This is a genomic window from Rhodococcus sp. JCM 9793 (assembly GCF_055380405.1).
In genome coordinates this window covers 3,952,304-3,972,685 of record NZ_AP043721.1, presented here as the reverse complement: position 1 = coordinate 3,972,685, position 20,382 = coordinate 3,952,304, and the positions used below count along the sequence as shown (strand labels likewise).

General features: G+C 66.7%; 16 protein-coding genes. 7 read left to right on the top strand and 9 right to left on the bottom strand.

The features are described 5' to 3' along the window. Positions 1 to 37: 37 nt before the first annotated feature. From ACZ46K_RS20475 to ACZ46K_RS20460, 4 genes are all read right to left on the bottom strand, one after another. Positions 38 to 2,146, bottom strand: a complete 2,109-nt coding sequence (locus ACZ46K_RS20475; RefSeq protein WP_464744455.1) for a 3-hydroxyacyl-CoA dehydrogenase NAD-binding domain-containing protein — start codon at positions 2,144 to 2,146, stop codon at positions 38 to 40. A gap of 2 nt (positions 2,147 to 2,148) precedes the next feature. Continuing rightward, the gene (locus ACZ46K_RS20470) at positions 2,149 to 3,357 is read right to left on the bottom strand and encodes a thiolase family protein (RefSeq protein ID WP_054810256.1); all 1,209 of its coding nucleotides are present in this window, start codon (positions 3,355 to 3,357) and stop codon (positions 2,149 to 2,151) included. A gap of 139 nt (positions 3,358 to 3,496) precedes the next feature. After that, positions 3,497 to 4,750 (bottom strand): HRDC domain-containing protein, encoded by a 1,254-nt coding sequence (locus ACZ46K_RS20465; RefSeq protein WP_054810257.1) that lies wholly within the window; start codon positions 4,748 to 4,750, stop codon positions 3,497 to 3,499. A 10-nt stretch (positions 4,751 to 4,760) separates the two neighbouring features. After that, a complete protein-coding gene (locus ACZ46K_RS20460) occupies positions 4,761 to 5,336 on the bottom strand; it encodes a DUF3000 family protein (RefSeq protein WP_054806636.1) in 576 nt (191 codons plus the stop codon). A gap of 117 nt (positions 5,337 to 5,453) precedes the next feature. Between ACZ46K_RS20460 and hemE the strand changes: the two genes are divergently transcribed. The 5 genes from hemE to ACZ46K_RS20435 are packed head-to-tail and all read left to right on the top strand — an operon-like array spanning position 5,454 to position 12,261. Further along, positions 5,454 to 6,551, top strand: coding sequence for a uroporphyrinogen decarboxylase (gene hemE, locus ACZ46K_RS20455; RefSeq protein ID WP_464744452.1), 1,098 nt, complete (start codon positions 5,454 to 5,456; stop codon positions 6,549 to 6,551). After that, positions 6,548 to 7,906 carry a protoporphyrinogen oxidase gene (locus ACZ46K_RS20450; protein WP_464744450.1) on the top strand — a complete coding sequence of 453 codons (1,359 nt, stop codon included), beginning with the start codon at positions 6,548 to 6,550 and terminating at the stop codon, positions 7,904 to 7,906. The genes hemE and ACZ46K_RS20450 overlap by 4 nt, the downstream gene beginning before the upstream one ends. Before the next feature lie 5 nt (positions 7,907 to 7,911). Beyond that, on the top strand, positions 7,912 to 8,607 hold the full coding sequence (hemQ, locus tag ACZ46K_RS20445) for a hydrogen peroxide-dependent heme synthase (RefSeq protein ID WP_464744448.1): 696 nt from the start codon (positions 7,912 to 7,914) through the stop codon (positions 8,605 to 8,607). A 53-nt stretch (positions 8,608 to 8,660) separates the two neighbouring features. Further along, positions 8,661 to 10,949, top strand: coding sequence for a molybdopterin-dependent oxidoreductase (locus ACZ46K_RS20440; protein ID WP_464744446.1), 2,289 nt, complete (start codon positions 8,661 to 8,663; stop codon positions 10,947 to 10,949). 43 nt (positions 10,950 to 10,992) lie between these two features. Beyond that, on the top strand, positions 10,993 to 12,261 hold the full coding sequence (locus ACZ46K_RS20435) for a serine hydrolase domain-containing protein (RefSeq protein ID WP_054807580.1): 1,269 nt from the start codon (positions 10,993 to 10,995) through the stop codon (positions 12,259 to 12,261). 47 nt (positions 12,262 to 12,308) lie between these two features. On the opposite strand, the gene ACZ46K_RS20430 is transcribed toward ACZ46K_RS20435, so the two are convergent. Continuing rightward, positions 12,309 to 14,129, bottom strand: coding sequence for a transposase family protein (locus tag ACZ46K_RS20430; protein ID WP_464749421.1), 1,821 nt, complete (start codon positions 14,127 to 14,129; stop codon positions 12,309 to 12,311). A gap of 252 nt (positions 14,130 to 14,381) precedes the next feature. Here ACZ46K_RS20430 and ACZ46K_RS20425 point away from each other — a divergent pair, with 252 nt between their 5' ends. Further along, on the top strand, positions 14,382 to 15,107 hold the full coding sequence (locus ACZ46K_RS20425) for an HAD-IA family hydrolase (RefSeq protein ID WP_054809876.1): 726 nt from the start codon (positions 14,382 to 14,384) through the stop codon (positions 15,105 to 15,107). On the opposite strand, the gene msrB is transcribed toward ACZ46K_RS20425, so the two are convergent. The 3 genes from msrB to ACZ46K_RS20410 all read right to left on the bottom strand — a co-directional run bounded on the left by msrB (position 15,070) and on the right by ACZ46K_RS20410 (position 18,468). After that, positions 15,070 to 15,498: a peptide-methionine (R)-S-oxide reductase MsrB gene (gene msrB / locus ACZ46K_RS20420; protein ID WP_054809883.1), complete on the bottom strand. Its 429-nt coding sequence runs from the start codon at positions 15,496 to 15,498 to the stop codon at positions 15,070 to 15,072. The genes ACZ46K_RS20425 and msrB overlap by 38 nt on opposite strands. 50 nt (positions 15,499 to 15,548) lie before the next feature. Further along, entirely contained in the window at positions 15,549 to 16,847 is a 1,299-nt protein-coding gene (locus ACZ46K_RS20415; RefSeq protein WP_464744444.1) for a glycosyltransferase family 87 protein, read from the bottom strand. Between the two features lie 61 nt (positions 16,848 to 16,908). Further along, positions 16,909 to 18,468 carry an alpha/beta hydrolase gene (locus tag ACZ46K_RS20410; protein ID WP_464749420.1) on the bottom strand — a complete coding sequence of 520 codons (1,560 nt, stop codon included), beginning with the start codon at positions 18,466 to 18,468 and terminating at the stop codon, positions 16,909 to 16,911. A gap of 175 nt (positions 18,469 to 18,643) precedes the next feature. Here ACZ46K_RS20410 and zapE point away from each other — a divergent pair, with 175 nt between their 5' ends. After that, positions 18,644 to 19,654, top strand: coding sequence for a cell division protein ZapE (zapE, locus tag ACZ46K_RS20405; RefSeq protein WP_054805925.1), 1,011 nt, complete (start codon positions 18,644 to 18,646; stop codon positions 19,652 to 19,654). 87 nt (positions 19,655 to 19,741) lie between these two features. Here the strand turns inward: zapE and ACZ46K_RS20400 are convergent, their stop codons facing one another. Further along, positions 19,742 to 20,299 carry an N-acetyltransferase family protein gene (locus ACZ46K_RS20400; RefSeq protein WP_464744442.1) on the bottom strand — a complete coding sequence of 186 codons (558 nt, stop codon included), beginning with the start codon at positions 20,297 to 20,299 and terminating at the stop codon, positions 19,742 to 19,744. Between the last annotated feature and the right edge of the window lie 83 nt (positions 20,300 to 20,382).

Genomic DNA, 20,382 nt, shown 5'->3' with positions numbered 1-20,382 from the left:
GGTGACACGCCCTCGTTTGGTCGGGTATCCGGAGACGTCAGGACACGCTTGCGACTCCCGGCGCCAGGAAGCGCTGTCCGTTGACCGCGTCGGAGGCTCCGGTGCGGTCCAGGTACGGCGTGATCCCGCCGTTCCAGAATGCGAAACCGCCGCCGAGGATCAGGCACAGGTCGATGTCCTCCGGAGCCGCGACCACGCCCTCGTCGAGCATGATGCGGATTTCCTCCGCGAACGCCCGGCGGGTCCGGTCGAGGACCTCGTCGGCCGTCGACGGGTTGTCACCCTGTGGCCACAGTGCTGCGACCTCGGGGTCGACGACCTGCTTGCCGCCCTCGTAGGACCACACACCGGGCTTCTTCGCCGCGACGAGTGCCTCGAGGCCGGGGGAGGAGACGAAGCGATCAGGGTACGCGGCCTGGAGGGTCTCGCCGGTGTGCAGCGCGATGGCCGGGCCGACGAGCGCGAGGAGTGTGAACGGCGACATCGGCATGCCCAGCGCACCGACGGCGTTGTCCGCCACGTCGAGCGGGGTGCCCTCGTCCACCGCGGTCATGACCTCACCGAGGGTGCGGGTGACGAGACGGTTGAACACGAAGCCGGGCTTGTCGCCGCACAACACCGCAGACTTCTTCAGCGACTTCGCGGTGGCGAACGCCGTTGCGAGAGTCGCGTCGTCGGTGTGCTCGCCCTTGATCACCTCGAGGAGCGGCAGGACCGCGACCGGATTGAAGAAGTGGAAGCCCACGACCCGCTCCGGGTGCCGCAGATCCGCGGCCATCTCCGTGATCGACAGCGACGACGTGTTGGTCGCGAGAATCGTCTCGGGTGCGACGTGCTGTTCGAGTTCGGCGAACACGTTCTTCTTGACGTCCATGTTCTCGAAGACGGCTTCGATGACGAAGTCCGTCTTCGCGAACGCCGCCTTGTCGAGAGAACCGGATACGAGTGCCTTGAGACGATTCGCCGCGTCCGGGGAGAGGCGGCCCTTGCCCTGCAGCTTGTCGATCTCGGTGTGCACGTAGCCCACACCCTTGTCGATGCGTTCCTGATCGATGTCGGTGAGGATCACCGGCACTTTCAGCTGACGCACGAACAGCAGCGCGAGCTGGCTTGCCATCAGGCCGGCACCGACGATGCCCACACCGGTGATCTTCCGGGCGAGCGACTTGTCCGGAGCACCGGCCGGACGCTTGGCGCGCTTGTTGACGAGATCGAACGAGTACAGGCCCGCGCGCAGTTCATCGGTCAGGAGCAGGTCCGCGAGTGCTTCGTCTTCGGCAGCGAAACCCTTGTCGAGCGACGCGGAGTCCGAGATATCCGTGGAACGGGCGAGCTCGAGCAGCTCGATCGCGCGGAGAGCAGCGGGAGCGAAGCCGCGGGTCTTGCCGTCGACCAGGGCCTTCGCCCGGGCGATCGCAGCATCCCAGCCGGCGTCGCGGTCGATCTCCAGGCGCGCAGGCGTGATCTGGCCGTTGATGACCTTCGCGGCCCAGGCGAGCGACTGCTCGAGGAAGTCCGCCGAGCCGAAGACCGCGTCGGCAAAGCCGAGCGTCTCTGCCTGCGTTGCGCGGATGGTGCGCCCGTTGTTGAGCGGGTTCTCGAGGATGAGCGTGACCGCGTGCTCCGGACCGACGATGTTCGGCAGCAACTGGGTGCCACCCCATCCGGGGACGAGGCCCAGCATGGTCTCGGGCAGGCCCAGAGCGGGAACATTGTCCGCGACGGTGCGGTAGTGCGCGTGCAGACCCACTTCGAGTCCGCCGCCGAGCGCGAGACCGTTCACGAACGCGAACGTCGGGATCGACGACTCGCGCAACTTACGGAACACGTCGTGGCCGAGTTTGCCGAGTTCGACGCCCTGCGCGTGCTCGGTGACCGCGGGGACACCCTTGAGATCGGCGCCGGCAGCGAAGATGAACGGCTTGCCGGTGACGGCGACGGCTGCGGGGTTCGCGGCGAACGCCTCGTCGAGGGCAGCGCCGAACGCGGTCAGGCCGGCGGGTCCGAACGAGTTCGGCTTGGTGTGGTCGAACCCATTGTCGAGGGTGACCAGGGCGATCTGCCCGTCGAGGCCGGGGACGGACACGAACCTGGTGTAGGCGTTCGTCACGACCTCGTCGGCGAACAGGGACGAAAGATCGGTCATGACTACTTGTCTCCCTCGAAGTTCGGGTTCTCCCAGATCACGGTGCCGCCCATGCCGAGACCGATGCACATGGTGGTCAGTCCGTAGCGCACCTCGGGATGCTGCGCGAACTGGTGGGAGAGTTGGGTCATCAGGCGGACACCCGACGATGCGAGTGGGTGTCCGCACGCGATCGCGCCGCCCCACTGGTTGACGCGGGGGTCGTCGTCGGCGATGCCGTAGTGCTCGAGGAATGCGAGCACCTGCACAGCGAACGCCTCGTTGATCTCGAACAGTCCGATGTCGTCGATGCTCAGGCCGGTGCGGGCCAGAACCTTCTCGGTCGCCGGAACGGGGCCGATACCCATGACGGCGGGGTCGACACCCTGGAAGGCGAAGCCGACCATGCGCATGCCGATCGGCAGGCCCAATTCGCGCGCGGTGTCCTCTCCGGCGAGGATCGCGGCGGTGGCACCGTCGTTGAGACCGGCGGCGTTACCTGCGGTGATCCGGCCCGCGGGACGGAACGGGGTTTTGAGCTTCGCAAGATCGTCGATCGTCGTCCCGGGGCGAGGCGGTTCGTCTTCGGTGGCCAGACCCCAGCCCGAGCCCGAGCGGGTCGCGACGGGCACGAGAGTGTCGGCGATCCAGCCGGCCTTCTTGGCTGCGTCGTACTTGTTCTGGCTGTTGACCGCGTAGGCGTCGGTGCGGGCCTTGGTGATGCTCGGGAACCGGTCGTGCAGGTTCTCGGCGGTGTTGCCCATCACCAGGGCGGACGGGTCGACGAGTTTGTCGGCGAGGAAGCGGGGGTTCGGGTCGGCGCCCTCACCCATCGGATGGCGGCCCATGTGCTCGACGCCGCCGGCGATGACGACGTCGTACTGACCGAAACCGATGCCCGATGCGGTAGTGGTCACAGCGGTCATTGCGCCGGCGCACATGCGATCGATGGCGAAGCCCGGCACGGATTCGGGGAGCCCGGCGAGGATCGCGGAGGTGCGACCGATCGTCAGTCCCTGGTCGCCGGTCTGGGTGGTCGCCGCGACAGCGACCTCGTCGACACGGGCGGGATCGAGCTGGGGGTTGCGGCGCATCAGTTCCCGGATGGCCTTGACGACGAGATCGTCGGCGCGGGTGTCGGCGTAGATGCCCTTCGGGCCCGCCTTGCCGAACGGGGTACGTATGCCGTCGACGAAGACGACGTTGCGTTGGTTCGAGGTGGTGGAAGCCACGCGTTTTCCTCCCGGTGGAGCGGTGTCCTCGCCGACACGTTCCGCGGCGAGGCGATGCGGCCGGGTACCAGGGGGTCACCGGCCTCGGAATCACTCTACATCCTCATTACCGGTCAGTAACTTGCGCGGCGCGGAGCCTCTATCCCTCGTCCGTGAGCGCCTTCGCGAGCCGTGGGATCGTCAGCTCTCGCTGCCACGGGCGCGCACCGCCGGCGGTGAACCGGTTATCGATGTACGCGACCGCATCGGCGGGCGCAGCGAGGTCCCAGTCCCAGCACAGGCGTCGCACGAGTTCGGGGCTCACGAGATTCTCGACCGGAACCGAGACCTCCTCGCTCAATGCGGAGAGTTCGGTACGAGCGGCCGTCAGGCGAGCGGCGGCCTCAGGGTGATGACGCGACCAGCGCCCTGCGGGAGGTGGTCCGTCGAATGTTTGAGTCAGTGGGGGAAGCTCTGAGTCCGGCAGTGCGCGGGCGCGTTCGATCGCCGAGAACCACACCCGAGCCGAGCGACGTTGGCGCGGGCCGCCGAAGACGGGCAGCTCCCGCAGGTCGCCGATCGTCCGTGGACCGGCTTGTGCCGCTGCGACAATCGCGGAATCCGGCAGGATCCGTCCGGGTGCGATGTCGCGCCGGGATGCGACTTCGTCTCGTGCCGACCACAATTCCCGAACGATCGCCAGCTTGCGGGCATTCTTGATCGCGTGGACGCCTGAGGTGCGACGCCATCGCTCGGGCTTCGGCTTCGGCGGTCCTGCGAGTCGGATGTGCTCGAATTCCTGTGCAGCCCACTCCGACTTGCCCTGCCGGTCCAATTCGGCGGCCATCTCGGCGCGGAGCTCGACGAGGATTTCGACGTCGAGCGCGGCGTAGTTGAGCCATGAGTCGGGCAGCGGGCGTTTCGACCAGTCGGCGGCGCCGTGTCCTTTCCTCAGTTCCAGCCCGAGTGTCTGCGTGACGATTGCGGCCAGTCCGACCCGTGGGAATCCCGCCAGTCGGCCGGCAAGTTCGGTGTCGTAGAGCGCCGCCGGACGCAGGCCGAGTTCGTCGAGGCCGGGTAGATCCTGATCGGCCGAATGAAGCACCCACTCGAGTTCGTTGATCACCGATGCGAGAGATCCGAGATCTGCGGCGGTCGGGATGGGATCGAGCAGGACGGTGCCCGCACCGTCGCGGCGGAGCTGGATGAGATACGCGCGGGCGGAGTAGCGATAACCCGAGGCGCGCTCGGCGTCGACCGCGAGCGGACCGTGACCGCGGGCCAGCAGTGTTGCGGCCTCTTCGACGCCTGCCGCTGTGGTGACGACGTCGGGGACGCCGTCTCGAGGAGCCAGCAACGGTACAGCGGGCGCTTCATCCGAAGGGATCGGGTCGTGATCGTTTGCTGCCGACATGGCCGTGACTCTATCGCTGCAAGCGTGCGACCCCGGCCGGTGGCAGTCCCGCCGCGTATGCGAGGACCTCGCAGAACGCCTCGACGTGAGGAGCGAGCACCTCGGAGGTCGGGGTCCACGACGCCCGCAGTTCCAGTTGATGTGCGCGCGCCGGTCCCGCGATGTCGCCGAAACGCACCGAACTCGTCGACGTGACCGTGCCCCCGAGAGCGGTCAGAGGTTCGTGATGTGCCTCGAGCGCATCGACGAGCCAGCTCCATGCAACTTCGGGCAGCAGCGGGTCGGAGGCCAGGGAGGCGTCGACATCGGCCTGGATGTACGAGACGAGGCGGGTGGTCCCGTGCCAGGCTTCGTCACCGTCGGGGTCGTACAACAGAATCAGCCGCCCGAACGCGTCGCCCTCCGACTCTTCCGGAACTTCGGGCTCGTCGGGGTGGAGCACTTCGGCGCCGAGCGCGTAGCTGAACGGAGCGAGACGCTGCGGTGGCCGGATCGGCTCGACCTCGATCTCCGGGCGCACTGTGGCCGCATTCATCGCATCGACAGCAGCGCGAAAGCGGGCCGGCTCGGCAGGCGAGGTGGTCACGCAAGCGGACGTTAGTGCCGGTGACCGAGCGCACGCGGGAGGCGCGCCGATTCCAGCGAACCGGACACGCGTGGCAGCATGGGCAGCGACCCGTGCCTTTCGGAAGAACGAGGATCGATGACCGGCTTGGAGAACACGAACGTCGGCTCCACTGCGGCCACGCAGTACCCCACGCGGCGGGCTCTCCCGCATGCGCCACTTCTCGCCGCGGCGCGCGGCGAGCGACCGGTGCACCGGCCGGTGTGGTTCATGCGTCAGGCCGGCCGCTCGCTGCCCGAATACCGCGAGCTCCGAGCGGGCATCGGCATGCTCGAATCCTGCTTCGACCCTGAACTCGTGTGCGAGATCACCATGCAGCCCGTGCGCCGACACAAGGTCGATGCCGCGATCCTGTTCTCCGATATCGTCGTGCCCCTCAAAGCGGCGGGCATCGATCTCGACATCGTTGCCGGAACCGGCCCCGTCGTCGCGAACCCTCTCCGCACGGCAGCCGATGTCGCCGCACTGCCGCGTCTCGAACAGGACGAGGTCGGTGCCGTTGCGCGCGCAGTGAACCTGCTGACCCGCGAACTGGGCGATACACCGCTCATCGGGTTCGCCGGTGCACCGTTCACACTCGCGTCGTACCTGGTCGAGGGCGGACCGAGCCGCAATCACGAACACACCAAAGCGCTCATGCACGCGGACCCGAAAACCTGGCACACACTGCTCGGCCGGCTCACCGATATCGCCATCGTGTTTCTGCGCGCGCAGCTCGAAGCAGGTGTCGACGCCGTCCAACTCTTCGACTCGTGGGCAGGTGCACTCTCGCTCGCCGACTACCGAGAATTCGTCATGCCTCATTCGCAGCGGGTGTTCGCCGAACTCGAGTCTGCCGGTGTTCCCCGAATCCACTTCGGTGTCGGAACGGGAGAACTTCTCGGCGCGATGGGTGAGGTCGGCGCCGATGTCGTGGGTGTCGACTGGCGGGTGCCGCTCGACGTCGCGGCGCAGCGCGTCGGCGCGGGCAAGCCCCTGCAGGGCAATCTCGACCCGGCGCTGTTGTTCGCCGGCTGGGAGGTCGTCGAGTCCGAGGTTCGTCGCGTGATCGTCGCGGCCGACCGTGCTCTCTCCGCCGGTGCGACCGGACACATCTTCAACCTCGGTCACGGTGTGCTTCCCGATACCGATCCGAGCATCCTCACCCGGGTGGTCGAGCTGGTGCATTCGCTGTGAGCAGACCCGTTGTCGCCGTGGTCGGTGGTGGCGTCACCGGGCTCGTCGCGGCATACCGGCTTCGTGCGTCCTTCGGCCCGGACGCCCGCATCGTGCTGCTCGAGCGGTCGGATCGACTCGGTGGCAAGCTTCGGACGGTGGCCTTGGCGGATGGTCCCGTCGATGTCGGTGCCGAGGCATTCATCGCCAGGCGACCCGAAGTGCCCGCGCTGCTCGACGAACTCGGGCTCACCGATCAACTCGTCCATCCGTCAGGGGCACGCCCCCTCGTCTACGCGGGTGCGGCACTGCACCCCCTGCCCACCGGAACTTTGATGGGGATCCCTGCCGACGCGCGATCGCTCGACGGGCTCGTCGACGACGACGCTCTCGCCCGCATCGTGGGGGAGCCCGGGATCCCACTGAACTGGGACAGCGACGGCGACATGTCGGTCGCGGAGTTGGTCGGCTCTCGATTCGGCGAGCAGGTGGTGCGCCGCAGCGTCGACCCGCTGCTCGGTGGCGTCTACTCCGGCCTGTCCGACACAGCCGGGGTGCGTGCCACGGTGCCGACCCTCGCGCGCGCACTCGACGACGGTGCGGCGAGCCTGAGCGAGGCGGTCGCGAGCGCGCTGCCGGCTCCGTCCGGCACACCGGTCTTCGGCGCCTTGCGCGGCGGCTACGGAGTGCTCCTCGACGCACTCGAGGAGGCAGCCGGGGCCGAGATCCGCTACGGAACCGTGGCCTCGAACCTGCGTCGTGTCGGGGATCGCTGGTCACTCGATCCGGTCGGCGAGGTCGACGGTGTGATCTTGGCGGTACCCGCACCGGAGGCAGCAGCTCTGCTGGCCGGATCGGTCCCGCCCGCCGCGGCGCAGGCCGCAGAGATTCCGCTCGCGTCGTCGGTGACCGTGTCGCTCGCGTTGCCGTCGGACGCGGCACTACCGCAGAACTCGGGCATTCTCGTCGCCACGGGAGAGGAACTGTCGGCCAAGGCATTCACACTGTCCGGGCGAAAGTGGCCACACCTCGCCGAACGCGACGTCACACTCGTCCGTGTGTCGTTCGGCAGGTTCGGCGACGACAGGCTCGTCGATGCATCCGACGAACAGCTGATCACCCTTGCCCGCGCCGATCTCGCCACCGTCACCGGTGTCGCCGACGAGCCCTCGGCTGCATTCGTGCAGCGGTGGCACGGCGGCCTGCCCCAGTACCGGGCCGGACACACCGAGATCGTGGCGGCGTTCGAGCGGGAGATCGACGGAATCGACGGGCTCGCCGTAGCCGGCGCGATGCTGCACGGAGTCGGTGTGCCGGCGTGTGTCGAATCAGGCACAAAGGCCGCAGCACGGCTCGCGACACGAATGGCAGGATGAGGGGTATGGCACGTCTCGATTTCGACAAGCTCAATTCCACCCTTCGCTACGCGATGTGGTCGGTGTTCCAGGTCAGGCCCGGCGCACTCGGTGACGACCGGACGGAGGCCATCGAGGACTTCCAGAAGTTCCTCGCCTCGTTCGAGGGCACCGATGTCATCGTGCGTGGGGTCTACGACATTGCAGGGATGCGCGCCGACGCAGACTTCATGATCTGGACCCACGCCGAGCACATCGAGGATCTGCAGAAGTTCTACGCGGACTTCCGCCGCACCACGATCCTCGGGCGTGCGAGTACCGCAGTGTGGTCGAACACCGCACTGCACCGGCCTGCGGAGTTCAACAAGAGCCACCTTCCCGCGTTCGTTGCGGGGGAGGAGCCGGGTGACTACATCTGCGTGTACCCGTTCGTACGTTCCTACGAGTGGTATCTCCTTCCCGACGCCGAACGTCGCAAGATGCTCGCGGACCACGGCAAGGAGGCACGTCCGTATCCGGAGGTCCGTGCGAACACGGTTCCCTCGTTCGCGCTCGGCGACTACGAATGGATTCTCGCGTTCGAAGCCCCGGCCCTGGACCGGATCGTCGATCTGATGCGCGACCTGCGTGCCACCGAGGCGCGTCGGCACGTCCGGGAGGAGACCCCGTTCTTCGCGGGTCCGCGCGTGGCGCCGGAGTCGCTGATCACCTCGCTGCCTTGACCACATCCGGCGAGTCGCGGCACTCCCGAACGGCCGATGCGAGGTATTCGCAGATGGCCCACTGGGGGATGTTCTCGGCCCAGGTGGACGGCGGCGAGGTCGTCGCCGTCCACCCGTACGCCGGCGACCGCGAACCGTCGCCCCTTCTCGGAAACGTGCCGGGTTCGGTACGGCACGGTGCCCGTATCGCCGGTCCGGTGGTGCGTCGCGGGTGGCTCGAGAGCGGGCCCGGTCCTACCACGCGCCGCGGCAGCGACGAGTTCGTCGCCGTGTCGTGGGACGAACTGACCGAACTGCTCGCCCGTGAATTGCGACGTGTCGCGGACCGTTACGGCAATCGCTCGATCTTCGGCGGTTCCTACGGATGGTCCGCGCCCGGACGCTTCCATCACGCGCAGAGTCAGGTGCATCGCTTCCTCAAGATGCTCGGCGGATACACCCGGTCGGTGCACAGCTATTCGCTCGGCGCGACCGGTGTGGTCATGCCCCGCGTCGTCGGGACCCATTGGAAACTGTTCGCGCGCTCGACCAATTGGGATCTCATCGCCCGGCACACGGAACTGTTCGTGTGCTTCGGTGGCGTCCCCCTCAAGAACACCTCCATCAACGACGGTGGGAACAGCGACCACCCCACCCGCGATGCGCTCGACCGGATGCGGGCTCGCGGGGGGCACATCGTGTCGATCAGCCCGCTGCGCGACGACACGCACGGTGAGTGCGAGTGGCTGGCACCGCGGCCGGGAAGCGATGTCGCGATCATGCTCGCGCTGGCCTATGTCCTGGCTACCGAGGGTCTCGCCGACCGCAGCTTCCTCGACCGCTACTGCACGGGTTACGACAAGTTCGAGGATTATCTGCTCGGCCGCACGGACGGGATCCCGAAGACGCCGCAGTGGGCGGCGGAGCTGTCGGGACTGACCGCGCACACGTTGATCGAACTCGCACGCCGAATGGCGTCTTCACGGACGTTGGTGACGGTGTCGTGGTCGCTGCAGCGGGTGCGGTACGGCGAGCAGGCGCCATGGACCGGAATCACATTGGCGGCCATGCTCGGGCAGATCGGCATACCGGGTGGTGGCTTCGGTCACGGGTACGGATCGATGAACGAACCGGGCACTGCACCGGTGCCGTATCCGTTGCCCACCCTGTTCCAGGGCAACAACGACGTGGACGATTTCATCCCGGTGGCCGCGATCTCCGACCTGTTGTTGCGACCGGGGGAGAAGTTCGACTACGACGGCAAGCAGTTCACGTTCCCCGACATCCGGCTCGTCTACTGGGCGGGCGGAAATCCGTTCCATCACCATCAGGACCTCGGCCGGCTCCGTCATGCGCTGGGACGTCCCGACACGATCGTTGTCCACGATCCGTACTGGACCCCGATGGCCAAGCACGCCGACATCGTCGTGCCATCTACCACGACCCTCGAACGCAACGACCTGACCTGCACACGCAGCGACCCCTTGCTGGTTGCGATGCACGCGGCGGTACCCCGATTCGAGGACGCCCGCGACGACTACGACACATTCTCGGCACTTGCGTATCGGCTCGGTTTCGGCGACAGGTTCACCGAGAAACGCAGCGCGCAGGAATGGCTCGAATACCTCTACGGGCAGTGGCGCGGATTCGTCCTCGCCGATCCCGCCAGGGCCGAGGATCCGCCGGAGTTCGACGAGTTCTGGCGTCGCGGTCATGTGCGGATGCGCACCGAGGACGATCTGACATCGTTCGAGGAATTCCGCGACGACCCGCAACGCGACCCGCTGCGAACCCCCAGCGGCCGCATCGAGATCTTCTCGGCGGACATCGACGGGTTCGGCTACGAGGACTGCGCCGGCCATCCGAAGTGGTACGCGCCGGAGGAGTGGCTCGGAGGCGCACGTGCCGAGCAGTACCCGCTGCATCTGATCGCGAATCAGCCGCGCACTCGGCTCCACGGCCAGCTCGACCACGGCGCGGTCAGCCAGGCGTCGAAGATTCGGGGGCGCGAGCCGATCCGGATGCATCCCGAGGACGCTGTAGCGCGCACCCTCTCCGAGGGTGATGTGGTGCGGGTGTTCAACGATCGTGGTGCGTGCCTTGCCGGGGTGGTACTCGACGACGGAGTGCTGCGTGGCGTTGTGCAGCTCTCGACCGGTGCGTGGTACGACCCCCTCGACCCGGACGACCCCGAATCGATGTGTGTGCACGGAAACCCGAACGTGCTCACCGCCGACGTGGGTACCTCGCGCCTGTCGAACGGCTGCACCGGTCAGCACGTACTCGTCGAGATCGAGCGCTTCGACGGTGAGCTCCCTCCGATTCGGGCATACGACCCACCGACCATCCGGCGCCGTCTGTGAAACACGTCACTATGCGAGTGATGTCGCAGTAGTCTGAACACTCATGAAGCGTCGTGCGGTAAGCGATCGTCGTCTGCGGGCTGCCGGCGCCGCAGTCGCATTGGTTCTGTTCGCCGGTGCGTGCGCGGATTCGGGGGACGACACATCCTCCGCCGCATCGGCAACGGAGACGGCGACGACATCGGGTTCCGAAGCCCCTGCAGCCGGGACCCCGAACCCGGTGGATCAGGCCGGACTGCAGTCTGCGCTCGAATCCGGCGCGCAGGAATTCCTCCTACCCGGAGCGGTCGCGCTGCTGCGGACGCCGTCGGGCACGATCACCGCGACCTACGGCACCACCGAGCGTGACGGAGGCGATCCGGTCTCCCCGGACGACCACATCCGCATCGGCTCCAACACGAAGACCTGGACGGCGACCGTGATCCTCCAGTTGGTGTCCGAGGGCGCACTGTCGCTGTCGGACCCGGTGTCGAAACATCGTCCCGATGTCCCGAACGGCGAGAACATCACGATAGAACAGCTCTTGAACATGCGCTCCGGTCTGTACAACTACAGCGAGACACCGGAACTCAACGAGTCGCTCGACAACGACCCGGAGCGGGTGTGGCAGCCCGACGAGTTGCTCGCACTCGCCTTCGCGCATCCGCCGTATTTCCCGCCGGGGGAGGGCTACCACTATTCGAACACCAATTACATACTGCTCGGCCTGATCGCAGAACAGCTCGACGGCCAGCCCTTGTCGGACATAGTCGACGAACGGATCTTCCGGTCGGCCCGGATGACGAATTCGTCGTTCCCGGACGCGACCGAGGTGACGCTCCCCACTCCGTACTCGCACGGCTACATGTTCGGCACCAACATGCTCACCCTCACAGATCCGGCGCTGCCGGAGGAGATGCAGACCGAAGCCGAGAACGGAACTCTCGCCCCGGCCGACGTCACGACCAGCAATCCGTCGTGGGCATGGGCGGCGGGGGCGGGTATCGCGACCGCGAACGACCTCGCCACGTGGGTCGAGGCGCTCACCGACGGTTCGATGCTCGATGCGGACCTGCAACGACAGCGGATGGACAGTATCGTTCCGACCGATCCGTCGACTCCGGACGCGGCGGGCTACGGCTGGGGGATCGCCAAGATGGGCCCGATGTACGGACACACCGGAGAGCTCCCGGGATACAACTCGTTCATGGGGTCCGATCCGGAGAACGGCATGACCCTGATCGTGTGGGCGAACCTGGCGCCCGGCGTCGACGGCCGCGACCCTGCCACGACGATCGCGAAGGGCCTGATCGACGAGATGTACGCGAACTGAGGCGTACCAACAGCTAGCGTCTACGTAAACCTGATACTCCCTGCCACCTACATGCCAGGCGGTCCAGATCCACGTCCCTCACGGCTACCCGAAACATCCTGCGACACCGCGGGCTCGACCGTGCCCCACACCGACGCTTCAGACGCAGGACAAGACTTCACCTCGTTCACCCCCTCAGAGGCCGACGGGGTCGGAACACTACGGCGGACCCGGCGATGCCGCGGCCTCCCGGGTGTCGGGCCGGTCTTGTCCCGGCACTTGCGCACCGGAGCATGCTCGGTGGTCCGGATCTCCAGGCTCCCAGCACGGGTGCGGACCGCAGCACCTCGGCCGAGGAGAGCACGCTTGGCGAGGTTCACCCCCGCCACATGACCACGATTCCCACCCAGTCGGCAGGACTCGCACCACGCAGTGTGATAGCCACCCGGGCGGGCCAGTTCCTCGTTGCAGCCCGGACATAACGCCGACGATCCCCGGGCGGGGACGGTCACCACCACCGCGCCCACCCGAGCTGCGGTGTGGGTCAGAGCATCGGCGGCTTTACGGCGCGCGGACTGCGCCGCCCGAGTGTTGTTCACCCGGCCCCGTCCACGCGGTTCGAGACTCGCGAGATCTTCGACCGCGATCACCGTCGCGTCGGCGGCGACCGCGTAGTCGGTGACCTGACGCGCGAAATGAAACGCCAACTCCCGATTGATCTTCCCGCGCTTGACACCGACCGCAGCGCGGTTCGCGTCGAGCACCGCGATCGTCGCGTCCAACTCCGCCCGCAGCTGTGGCGGTGCGTTCTCGGCGAGCGTGCTGAGCCGAGCCGATTTCCGGTGCAGGAATTGGCCTTCGGTCTGTAACCGGGCCAGCTTGATACCCAGTCCGCGGTCGTCGTAGGTGTAACCCCGAAAATCGGAGATCAGGCCGTCGCCGGTGTCGGCGGTGATCGCGGCGGCGCCGAGGGCCGGTGACCAGTCCACCCCCACCGCCACTGTGGCACTGGTCAGGTCACCGGCGGGGACGGCTTCGGTGGCCGCGCAGCGCAGCAGCAGACCTCGACCGTCGAGGGTCAGGGTCGGCAGATGCCACGCAGTGACCGGGCGGCCGTGCAGGTGCGGTGGGAGCGCGGCGGTCAACCGCACCGCCCGCCAGTGCGCTCGCCTGGCGGGGGTCGCTGTGGTCGGGAGCTTCACGGTCAACACCATCGTGTCGGCGGTGACGGTGAGCTCGGCGAGTTGCCGATCGGCGGCGGCGAGGCGGGCCATCGGGCTGACCTGCGGTGGGGTTTGGATGTCGGTGATCCGCAGCCGTTCGGGCTGCGCAGCATCCGGGGTCGCGATATCCGGGGTCGCAGCCTCCGAGGTCACCTCGTTGCCCCTGCGGGTACGGGCGACCAGCTGCCGTCGTACACCGCGGGCGAATCCCGACGGCACAGTCAGCTCCCCACTCGCCGGCGGGGCGATATGTCCGGTGGCGGGATCGAACCGGGCCGACAGCGACGCGATCGCCGTGTCGCGGTAGGTCAAGGTCCGCAATGTCGCTGTGGCGTGTGCGGTGACCACCCGGCTCACCCGCGACGGCACATAACACCCGTCGGGGTAGGTGGGGGTCCAGCCGAGGCGGGCGGCGACGACGTGCCCGTGTTTCGGCAGTGCCCGGCCGCCGCGGTCGCGACCGGCGGCGAGAATGTCGAAAGTGTCGGGGTGCCACAGCCTGGTGAGTAGTTCTGTTTCGGCACTGGTGATCAGGTCGAGCAGCCACCCGACGCGAACATCGATGTCGCCGAGTCCGATCGGGTCGCCGGTGGTGTCGTCGACCGCCGCATGGGGGCGGGTGGTGAACGAGAACTGGCGTCGCTCGGTCAGTTCGGTGCCGGTCATCATACCTCTCCTTTTCCGCCCGAGTGCGGGCAGCACCGATGGGTGCCGCACGTGTTCCTTTCCGGCGGTGCCGGTGTCAGGTCTCGGCGGTGACGACAACGCGGGCCACCGACATGTTCTGTTCGGCCCGCACCGCGGGCGCCTGGGGTGGTACTCCGTGGTCTCGTCGAGGGGTGAAGGAGGCCGGAAGGGATATCTGTGAGTATGAGGGAGTATCGGCTTTCTCATCGACTGTTGTTAGCCTTCGACATCATGGGCACGAACTCTTTCGACGCGGTTCTGTTCGACTTCTCCGGCACGCTCTTTCGGCTGGAGGAGGACGACAGCTGGATGGAGCAGATCACCGACAGCGCCGGTGCACAGTTCGACGTGCACCAGCAGGCCGAATTGATGCGACGTCTCACGGCCCCGACCGGACAACCCGTCGAGATGGACGCCGAAGAACATCACGCCTGGACCAACCGTGACCGCGACCCGGCGTGGCATCGAGAGGCGTATCTCACGGTGCTGAGCAGATCCGGTGTCGCCGACCCTCAGCAGGCACAGAGTTTGTATGCGAAGGTGACGGACCCGGCCTGCTGGACCGTCTATCCCGACACGGTCCCGGTGATCGAGGCTCTCTCGGGCGACGGCTACCGCATCGGGGTGCTCAGCAACATCGCTTTCGACATCCGACCCGCCTTCGCCGCACTCGGAATCGATGATCTCGTCTCGGCGTTCACGCTGTCGTTCGAAGTGGGGGCGGTCAAGCCGGAACCGGAGATCTTCCGGCACGCCGTCGAGACGCTGGGCGTCGATCCCGCACGGACTCTCATGATCGGCGACAGCGAGCAGGCCGACGGTGCAGCCCGCGAGGTCGGATGTTCGTTCCAGCTCGTCGAACCTCGCCCCACTGCAGAACGACCCGATGCATTGTGGCGAGCGCTGTCGGCCGCAGGCATCAGTCCTTCGGAACCAGGCGCAGGGAGATCGAGTTGATGCAGTACCGCTGATCGGTGGGCGTCGGATAGCCCTCGCCTTCGAACACATGGCCCATGTGGCTGTGGCATGCCGCGCACAGCACCTCGACCCGTCGCATCCCGAGACTGTCGTCGGCATGCAGGATCACGGCGTCGGAGTCGGCCGGATCGAAGAACGACGGCCAGCCGCAGTGCGAATGGAACTTCTCCGAGCTCCGGAACAACTCTGCACCACATGCGCGGCACTCGTAGACACCCTCGGTCTCGGAATCTGTGTATTCGCCGGTGAACGGACGTTCGGTACCCGCCTGGCGCAGTACTGCGTACTCGGCCGGGGTCAACTTGGCGCGCCATTCGTCGTCGCTGTGCGTGACCTTCGGTGCGGGTTCCGATCGGGGAGTGGAAGTCATGGCCTCCACGCTAGCGGTGTGCGAGTGACTGTGCCACGAGGTACGTCAGGTCACGAGCGGTCAGGCAGAACAGGTGCGATCTCGGGTTCCGGTCCCTGATCCGGATTCGGCCGGCCAGTGGTTTCCGCCTCCGCTGAACGCAACAGATGCGACGGTTCGATCCCACCGTCGAGACGACCCTCGCGGCGCGCGGCAAGATAGCGGTCGAGGAGTACGGCGAAGACCACGATCAGCAGCAGGGACCAGCCGAACGTCGTCTTCATGTACTCGGCTGCACGACCGGCCTCGACCCAACGTCCGGACAGCCATGAGTCGTAGCTGAGGAAACCGTAGACGGCGAGCCACGCCGGCCAGTTACGCATGACCGAGTTCGGGAGCAATACCGTCATGATCAGCGGGAAGAGCATCATCGAGTAGTACATCTGACCGAGCGAACTGAGCAGGAACGATGCGCCGAGCAGCACGCCGGTGCTCGTGCAGACGAAGAACACGTCGTCCTTGCGGCAGTAGCGGTACAGCAACCACATCGACGCGACGACCATCAGTGCCAGCGCTACGCGCAGGCCTGCGACCAGCCAGCCCGGAAGCCCGTAGTACATGCCGTTGCCGACGATCGCGCTGTTGAAGTAGTCGCGCGATTCCAGCAGGTACGGGACGGTGTGCTCGACGAACTGCCACGCGTCGACCGACAAGGGCAACGCGATGATCGTCAGTGCAAGGGGAACACCGGCGGCCGTGACGAAAACCTTCCACTGCCCACGCAGAAGAGGCAACAACAGCAAGGGGGCCAGAATCGGTTTGACGGCGAACGTGAGACCGATCGCGACACCTGCCCACAGGTCACGGCGCTTGAGCAGCAAGGTCAGGAACGCCACCTCGCCGAGCAGCACGAGGCCGTTGATGTTGGTGAACACGAGGGTGTTGGTCACGGTCTCGGAGGAGAACGCGGCCAGCACGAGGATCGGTGCGATCGGGGAATCGAGACGTAATCCGAACATCCGCAGCAGCAGATAGAGCGCAATCAGGATGGCGATGGCGTTCGCGAGGATGAACAGCCACCGGGAGCGCTCCGGGTCGATCACGGCGATCGGTGAGATCAGCAGCGTCCCCGACGGTGGATACAGGTAGTGCGGATCGACCCAGTCGAAGTTGGCGGTGTAGACCGGGCGACGATTGAGAAATGCCAGGGCGGCCTCGTACACGGGCTTGAAGTCGTCGGTCCGGAATCCGTTGACGGCTTTGATGATGACCCGGTGCAGCACCGTCAGTACGGCCAGTGGCCACACGACGCACTTGATCACTTCCGCTGTGGTGCGGGCGGTGCGAGGCTCGAGACTCCTGAGGAACACTACGGCACGGTACACCGCAACCGGACCGAACGACGCATCCAGGGAATCTGCACGGCCGTGATCAGGCCGGGCAGAGGCTCCCATTCGGAGGAAGCGCCCCGTCTGCGACATATGCTTCGGTGCGGCCCTGTGCACATGTCGAATGGAGTGTCGCCGAATATCCGGCGCCCTGCCATGCCAGTGCCGTCCATCGGATTCCGCTCGCGGTCAGCGCACCGGTCACCGATTCCAGGCCCGCGTTTCCGACGATCGGGTCCGCTGCCGCACTGGTGACGAGCACCGGTACGTCGAGGGCGGCCGGGAGCGCCGGCGCCGCCATACTCGGCCACGCCGCACACGACGTTGCTGCGACGGCGGCATCACCACCGAACAGCGGATACGTCGTGGACCAGTTCTTCTGGAGCTCAGCGGCGCGCATCGGTGTCGGCCATCGCTGCCCGTCGCTGCACCGCGACACCCACTGGCCATCCGTCGACAGCATCGCTTCTGCTGTCCCCACGGATTCGAGCAGCGGCATGATGTCGCCGTCACGGGCGGCGGCCAGAATGTCGGACAGCTCGCGGATGCGGGCCTGCAGGTCGGCGCGGGGAGTGCCCAGGAAGGCGGTGATCGCCGTCAGAAGCGCATTCGACGAGACCGGCGCGAGCAGGCCGTCCGCGGCGCGGCCGTAGAGTTCCTCGATCGCTCCGCGCGGATCCGGCCCCAGCGAGCACTCCAGAGCAGCGCATCGACGAGAGAACTCGTCGACTGCGGCCTCCGCACCTCGCGCACTCGATTCGGCGAGCAGTTCGGCATCCGCGGTCGCTGCGGCCGGCGAATCCAGGATCAGTCGCCCGACACCACCTGGATAGGCGGCTGCGTATGCGAGCGCGACGGTCGCGCCGTTACCGATACCGAGCAACCCCAGCCGGTCGACATCCCAGGCTCGGCGCAGCTGCTCGATATCGCTCGCGGCATGCGATGCACCGAACATCAATTGCTGTGGCTGCAGGTAGTCGGTGCACGAGATGGTCGCCTGCCGGCCGAGTTCGGCGACGCGATCGGATGCATCACCGCTGCGGCCGAATTGCCCGAGATCTGCGAGGGCACGGCGATCTGCTCCGAAGATGCAGTCGATCTCCTGGGAGAGCCCGAGCCCGCGACGGTCGACGGCGACCAGAGGCCGAGCGGTCAAGATCGTCGACATCGGGCCCGTCGCGAGTGCGGCGAGCGCCCGGCTCGACGGAATGTCGGAGCCGGTCGTCACGACGAGCGGTGCGACGTCGGTGGGCGTATCAGCGATCCGCGCCCGGAGCACGCCGAGCGGGAACGATCCGGGTATCGCGCCCGTCACGTCGATGGGTGTGGGAACCTGTGCGCATTCGAGAACGAGTCCGGTCGGGCCCGGTGGCAATGCGAATCCACCGATCGTCTCGGAGGTGCAGTCACGCCAAGCGAGGTCGCTCTGCGGCACCGGAAGTTCGGTGGCACCCGGGTCGCTCTCTTCTTGCTCTGCCGGTTGCCCGTCGCCCACGTCCTGGACGACCGCCACGTCGGGACGGATGGAGGGACCCGCTCCGCATGCGGCCACCGCCGACGCAACTGCGAGCCAACACACAGCGAGCACCCCGGTTCTGCGCATGCGGACAGCCTGCCAGGTGTGCGCCGCGGTGGTGCGCACCGGTGCGCCCGGAATGGGACGACGTCTACCTCTGTCGCGCTCCGATACGGTGAACTCGACGTGAACGGCCTGTGAAGTAGGTCCCATTACCCCGTCCTGTGCTGGATGTGCCATTCGCCGCCACTATCCTGGTGAAATGCACGAACGTCTCGTCGACCGGAATCCGGTGGTGCCCGCAGACCAACTGGTGGCGCAAATGGTGCCGCCCGCGATGTTCGACGAGGTGAGTTTCGCGTCGTACATCCCGGACCCCAACGAGCCCAGTCAGGCAGCTGCCGTTGCTGCGGCCGAAGCGTTCGTGGGGAAGGTCGGGAAGATCCGCAGCGGCAAGCGCGGGTTGTTCGGTCGCAAGGCACCGTCCACGGGTGCGGGCCTGTATCTCGACGGCGGGTTCGGCGTCGGTAAGACCCACCTCCTCGCTTCGATCTTCCACAGTGCGCCTTCACCCAAGGCTTTCGGCACGTTCGTCGAACTCACCCACGTCGTCGGTGCGCTCGGCTTCAACAAGGCCGTCGAGGAACTGTCGAGCCACAGTGTGCTGTGCATCGACGAGTTCGAACTCGACGATCCCGGCGATACCATGCTGGTGTCCCGGCTGCTGACCGAGCTGTCGGCCCGCGGAGTCTCGATCGTCGCCACCTCGAACACCCTTCCCGGTCAGCTCGGCGAGGGCCGGTTCGCGGCGCAGGACTTCCTTCGCGAGATCAAGAAGCTCGGGTCCATCTTCGAGACGCTCCGCGTCGACGGTCCCGACTACCGTCACCGCGACCTTCCGCCGGCACCCGAACCGGTCGATTCGAAGGTTCTGGTCGAACGTGCCACGGAGGTTCCCGGAGCTACGCTCGACGATTTCGACGAGTTGTGCACCCACCTCAGTACGCTGCACCCCTCGCGCTACGGAAAACTGGTCGAGGGTGTGAGCGCGGTGTTCCTCAACGGCGTCCACCCGGCCCAGGATCAGTCCGTTGCACTACGACTGGTGGTCCTCGCCGACCGGCTCTACGACGCGAGCATCCCGGTGACGGTAGCGGGAGCGAAGCTCGACGAGATCTTCACGCCCGAGATGCTGGCCGGCGGCTACCGCAAGAAGTACCTGCGCGCCACTTCGCGTCTCCTCGCGTTGTCGCGCTTCGAGGTTCCTGCCTGAAGTTCCGCGGACCGATCGTCGGGCCGGGTGCGCAGGGCTCGACGTCCCTCCAGTTCCGATGTCACTGCACTCGTGATGCAGCGCGTCCTACAAGGTGCGCTGCATCACGTGGTCACGGTGGATTTGCGAACCGACCGTGAACGTACGCTCGCCGACGACGTCGAACCCTTCTTTCGTATAGAAGCGCCGGGCTCGCGCATTCTGCTGATTGACACCGAGCCACAATCCGGTGTGACCGCCTGAACGACCGAGTTCGACGACGGCTGCCATGAGTGCCTTCGAGACTCCCGTGCCATGTCCGCCGGGGAGTACGTAGAATTTGCTGATCTCGATCGACGGGCGCGCCGTGATCATCGCAGCGATTTCCGGGTCTTCGGGCGGAGCATCGATTGCCATCGCGTACCCGACGATCTCACCGCCGATCGACGCCTTGAGAACGATCCGCGACGGGTCCGTGAGGTACTCGGTGAATCGTTCGGCTGTGAGTGTGGCCTCGATGAAGGCGGCAACGTCTGTGCTCGAGGCATCGGGTGGGCACGCCATCGGAAATGTCGCGGCCGCCACGTCGGCAATGCTCTCGGCGTCCCAGATTCCCGCACGTTCCACAGAGACGGGTGCGGTGGCTTCTTCGAGTGGTGTCGGCATGATTCCAGTGAACCAGCCGGCGGGTCCCGGCGGGTGCCGGCCCGAAAAGTGCCTGGAAATGGCTGAACCCCAGCCTTGGATGG

Coding starts and splice junctions, on each gene's coding strand:
- ACZ46K_RS20400 (WP_464744442.1), bottom strand. CDS start 20,299: ATGCCGACACCACTCGAAGAAGCCACCGCACCCGTCTCTGTGGAACGT.
- ACZ46K_RS20430 (WP_464749421.1), bottom strand. CDS start 14,129: ATGACCGGCACCGAACTGACCGAGCGACGCCAGTTCTCGTTCACCACC.
- hemE (WP_464744452.1), top strand. CDS start 5,454: ATGACCGGCTTGGAGAACACGAACGTCGGCTCCACTGCGGCCACGCAG.
- ACZ46K_RS20440 (WP_464744446.1), top strand. CDS start 8,661: ATGGCCCACTGGGGGATGTTCTCGGCCCAGGTGGACGGCGGCGAGGTC.
- ACZ46K_RS20410 (WP_464749420.1), bottom strand. CDS start 18,468: ATGCGCAGAACCGGGGTGCTCGCTGTGTGTTGGCTCGCAGTTGCGTCG.
- ACZ46K_RS20465 (WP_054810257.1), bottom strand. CDS start 4,750: ATGTCGGCAGCAAACGATCACGACCCGATCCCTTCGGATGAAGCGCCC.
- ACZ46K_RS20425 (WP_054809876.1), top strand. CDS start 14,382: ATGGGCACGAACTCTTTCGACGCGGTTCTGTTCGACTTCTCCGGCACG.
- hemQ (WP_464744448.1), top strand. CDS start 7,912: ATGGCACGTCTCGATTTCGACAAGCTCAATTCCACCCTTCGCTACGCG.
- msrB (WP_054809883.1), bottom strand. CDS start 15,498: ATGACTTCCACTCCCCGATCGGAACCCGCACCGAAGGTCACGCACAGC.
- zapE (WP_054805925.1), top strand. CDS start 18,644: ATGCACGAACGTCTCGTCGACCGGAATCCGGTGGTGCCCGCAGACCAA.
- ACZ46K_RS20475 (WP_464744455.1), bottom strand. CDS start 2,146: ATGACCGATCTTTCGTCCCTGTTCGCCGACGAGGTCGTGACGAACGCC.
- ACZ46K_RS20435 (WP_054807580.1), top strand. CDS start 10,993: ATGAAGCGTCGTGCGGTAAGCGATCGTCGTCTGCGGGCTGCCGGCGCC.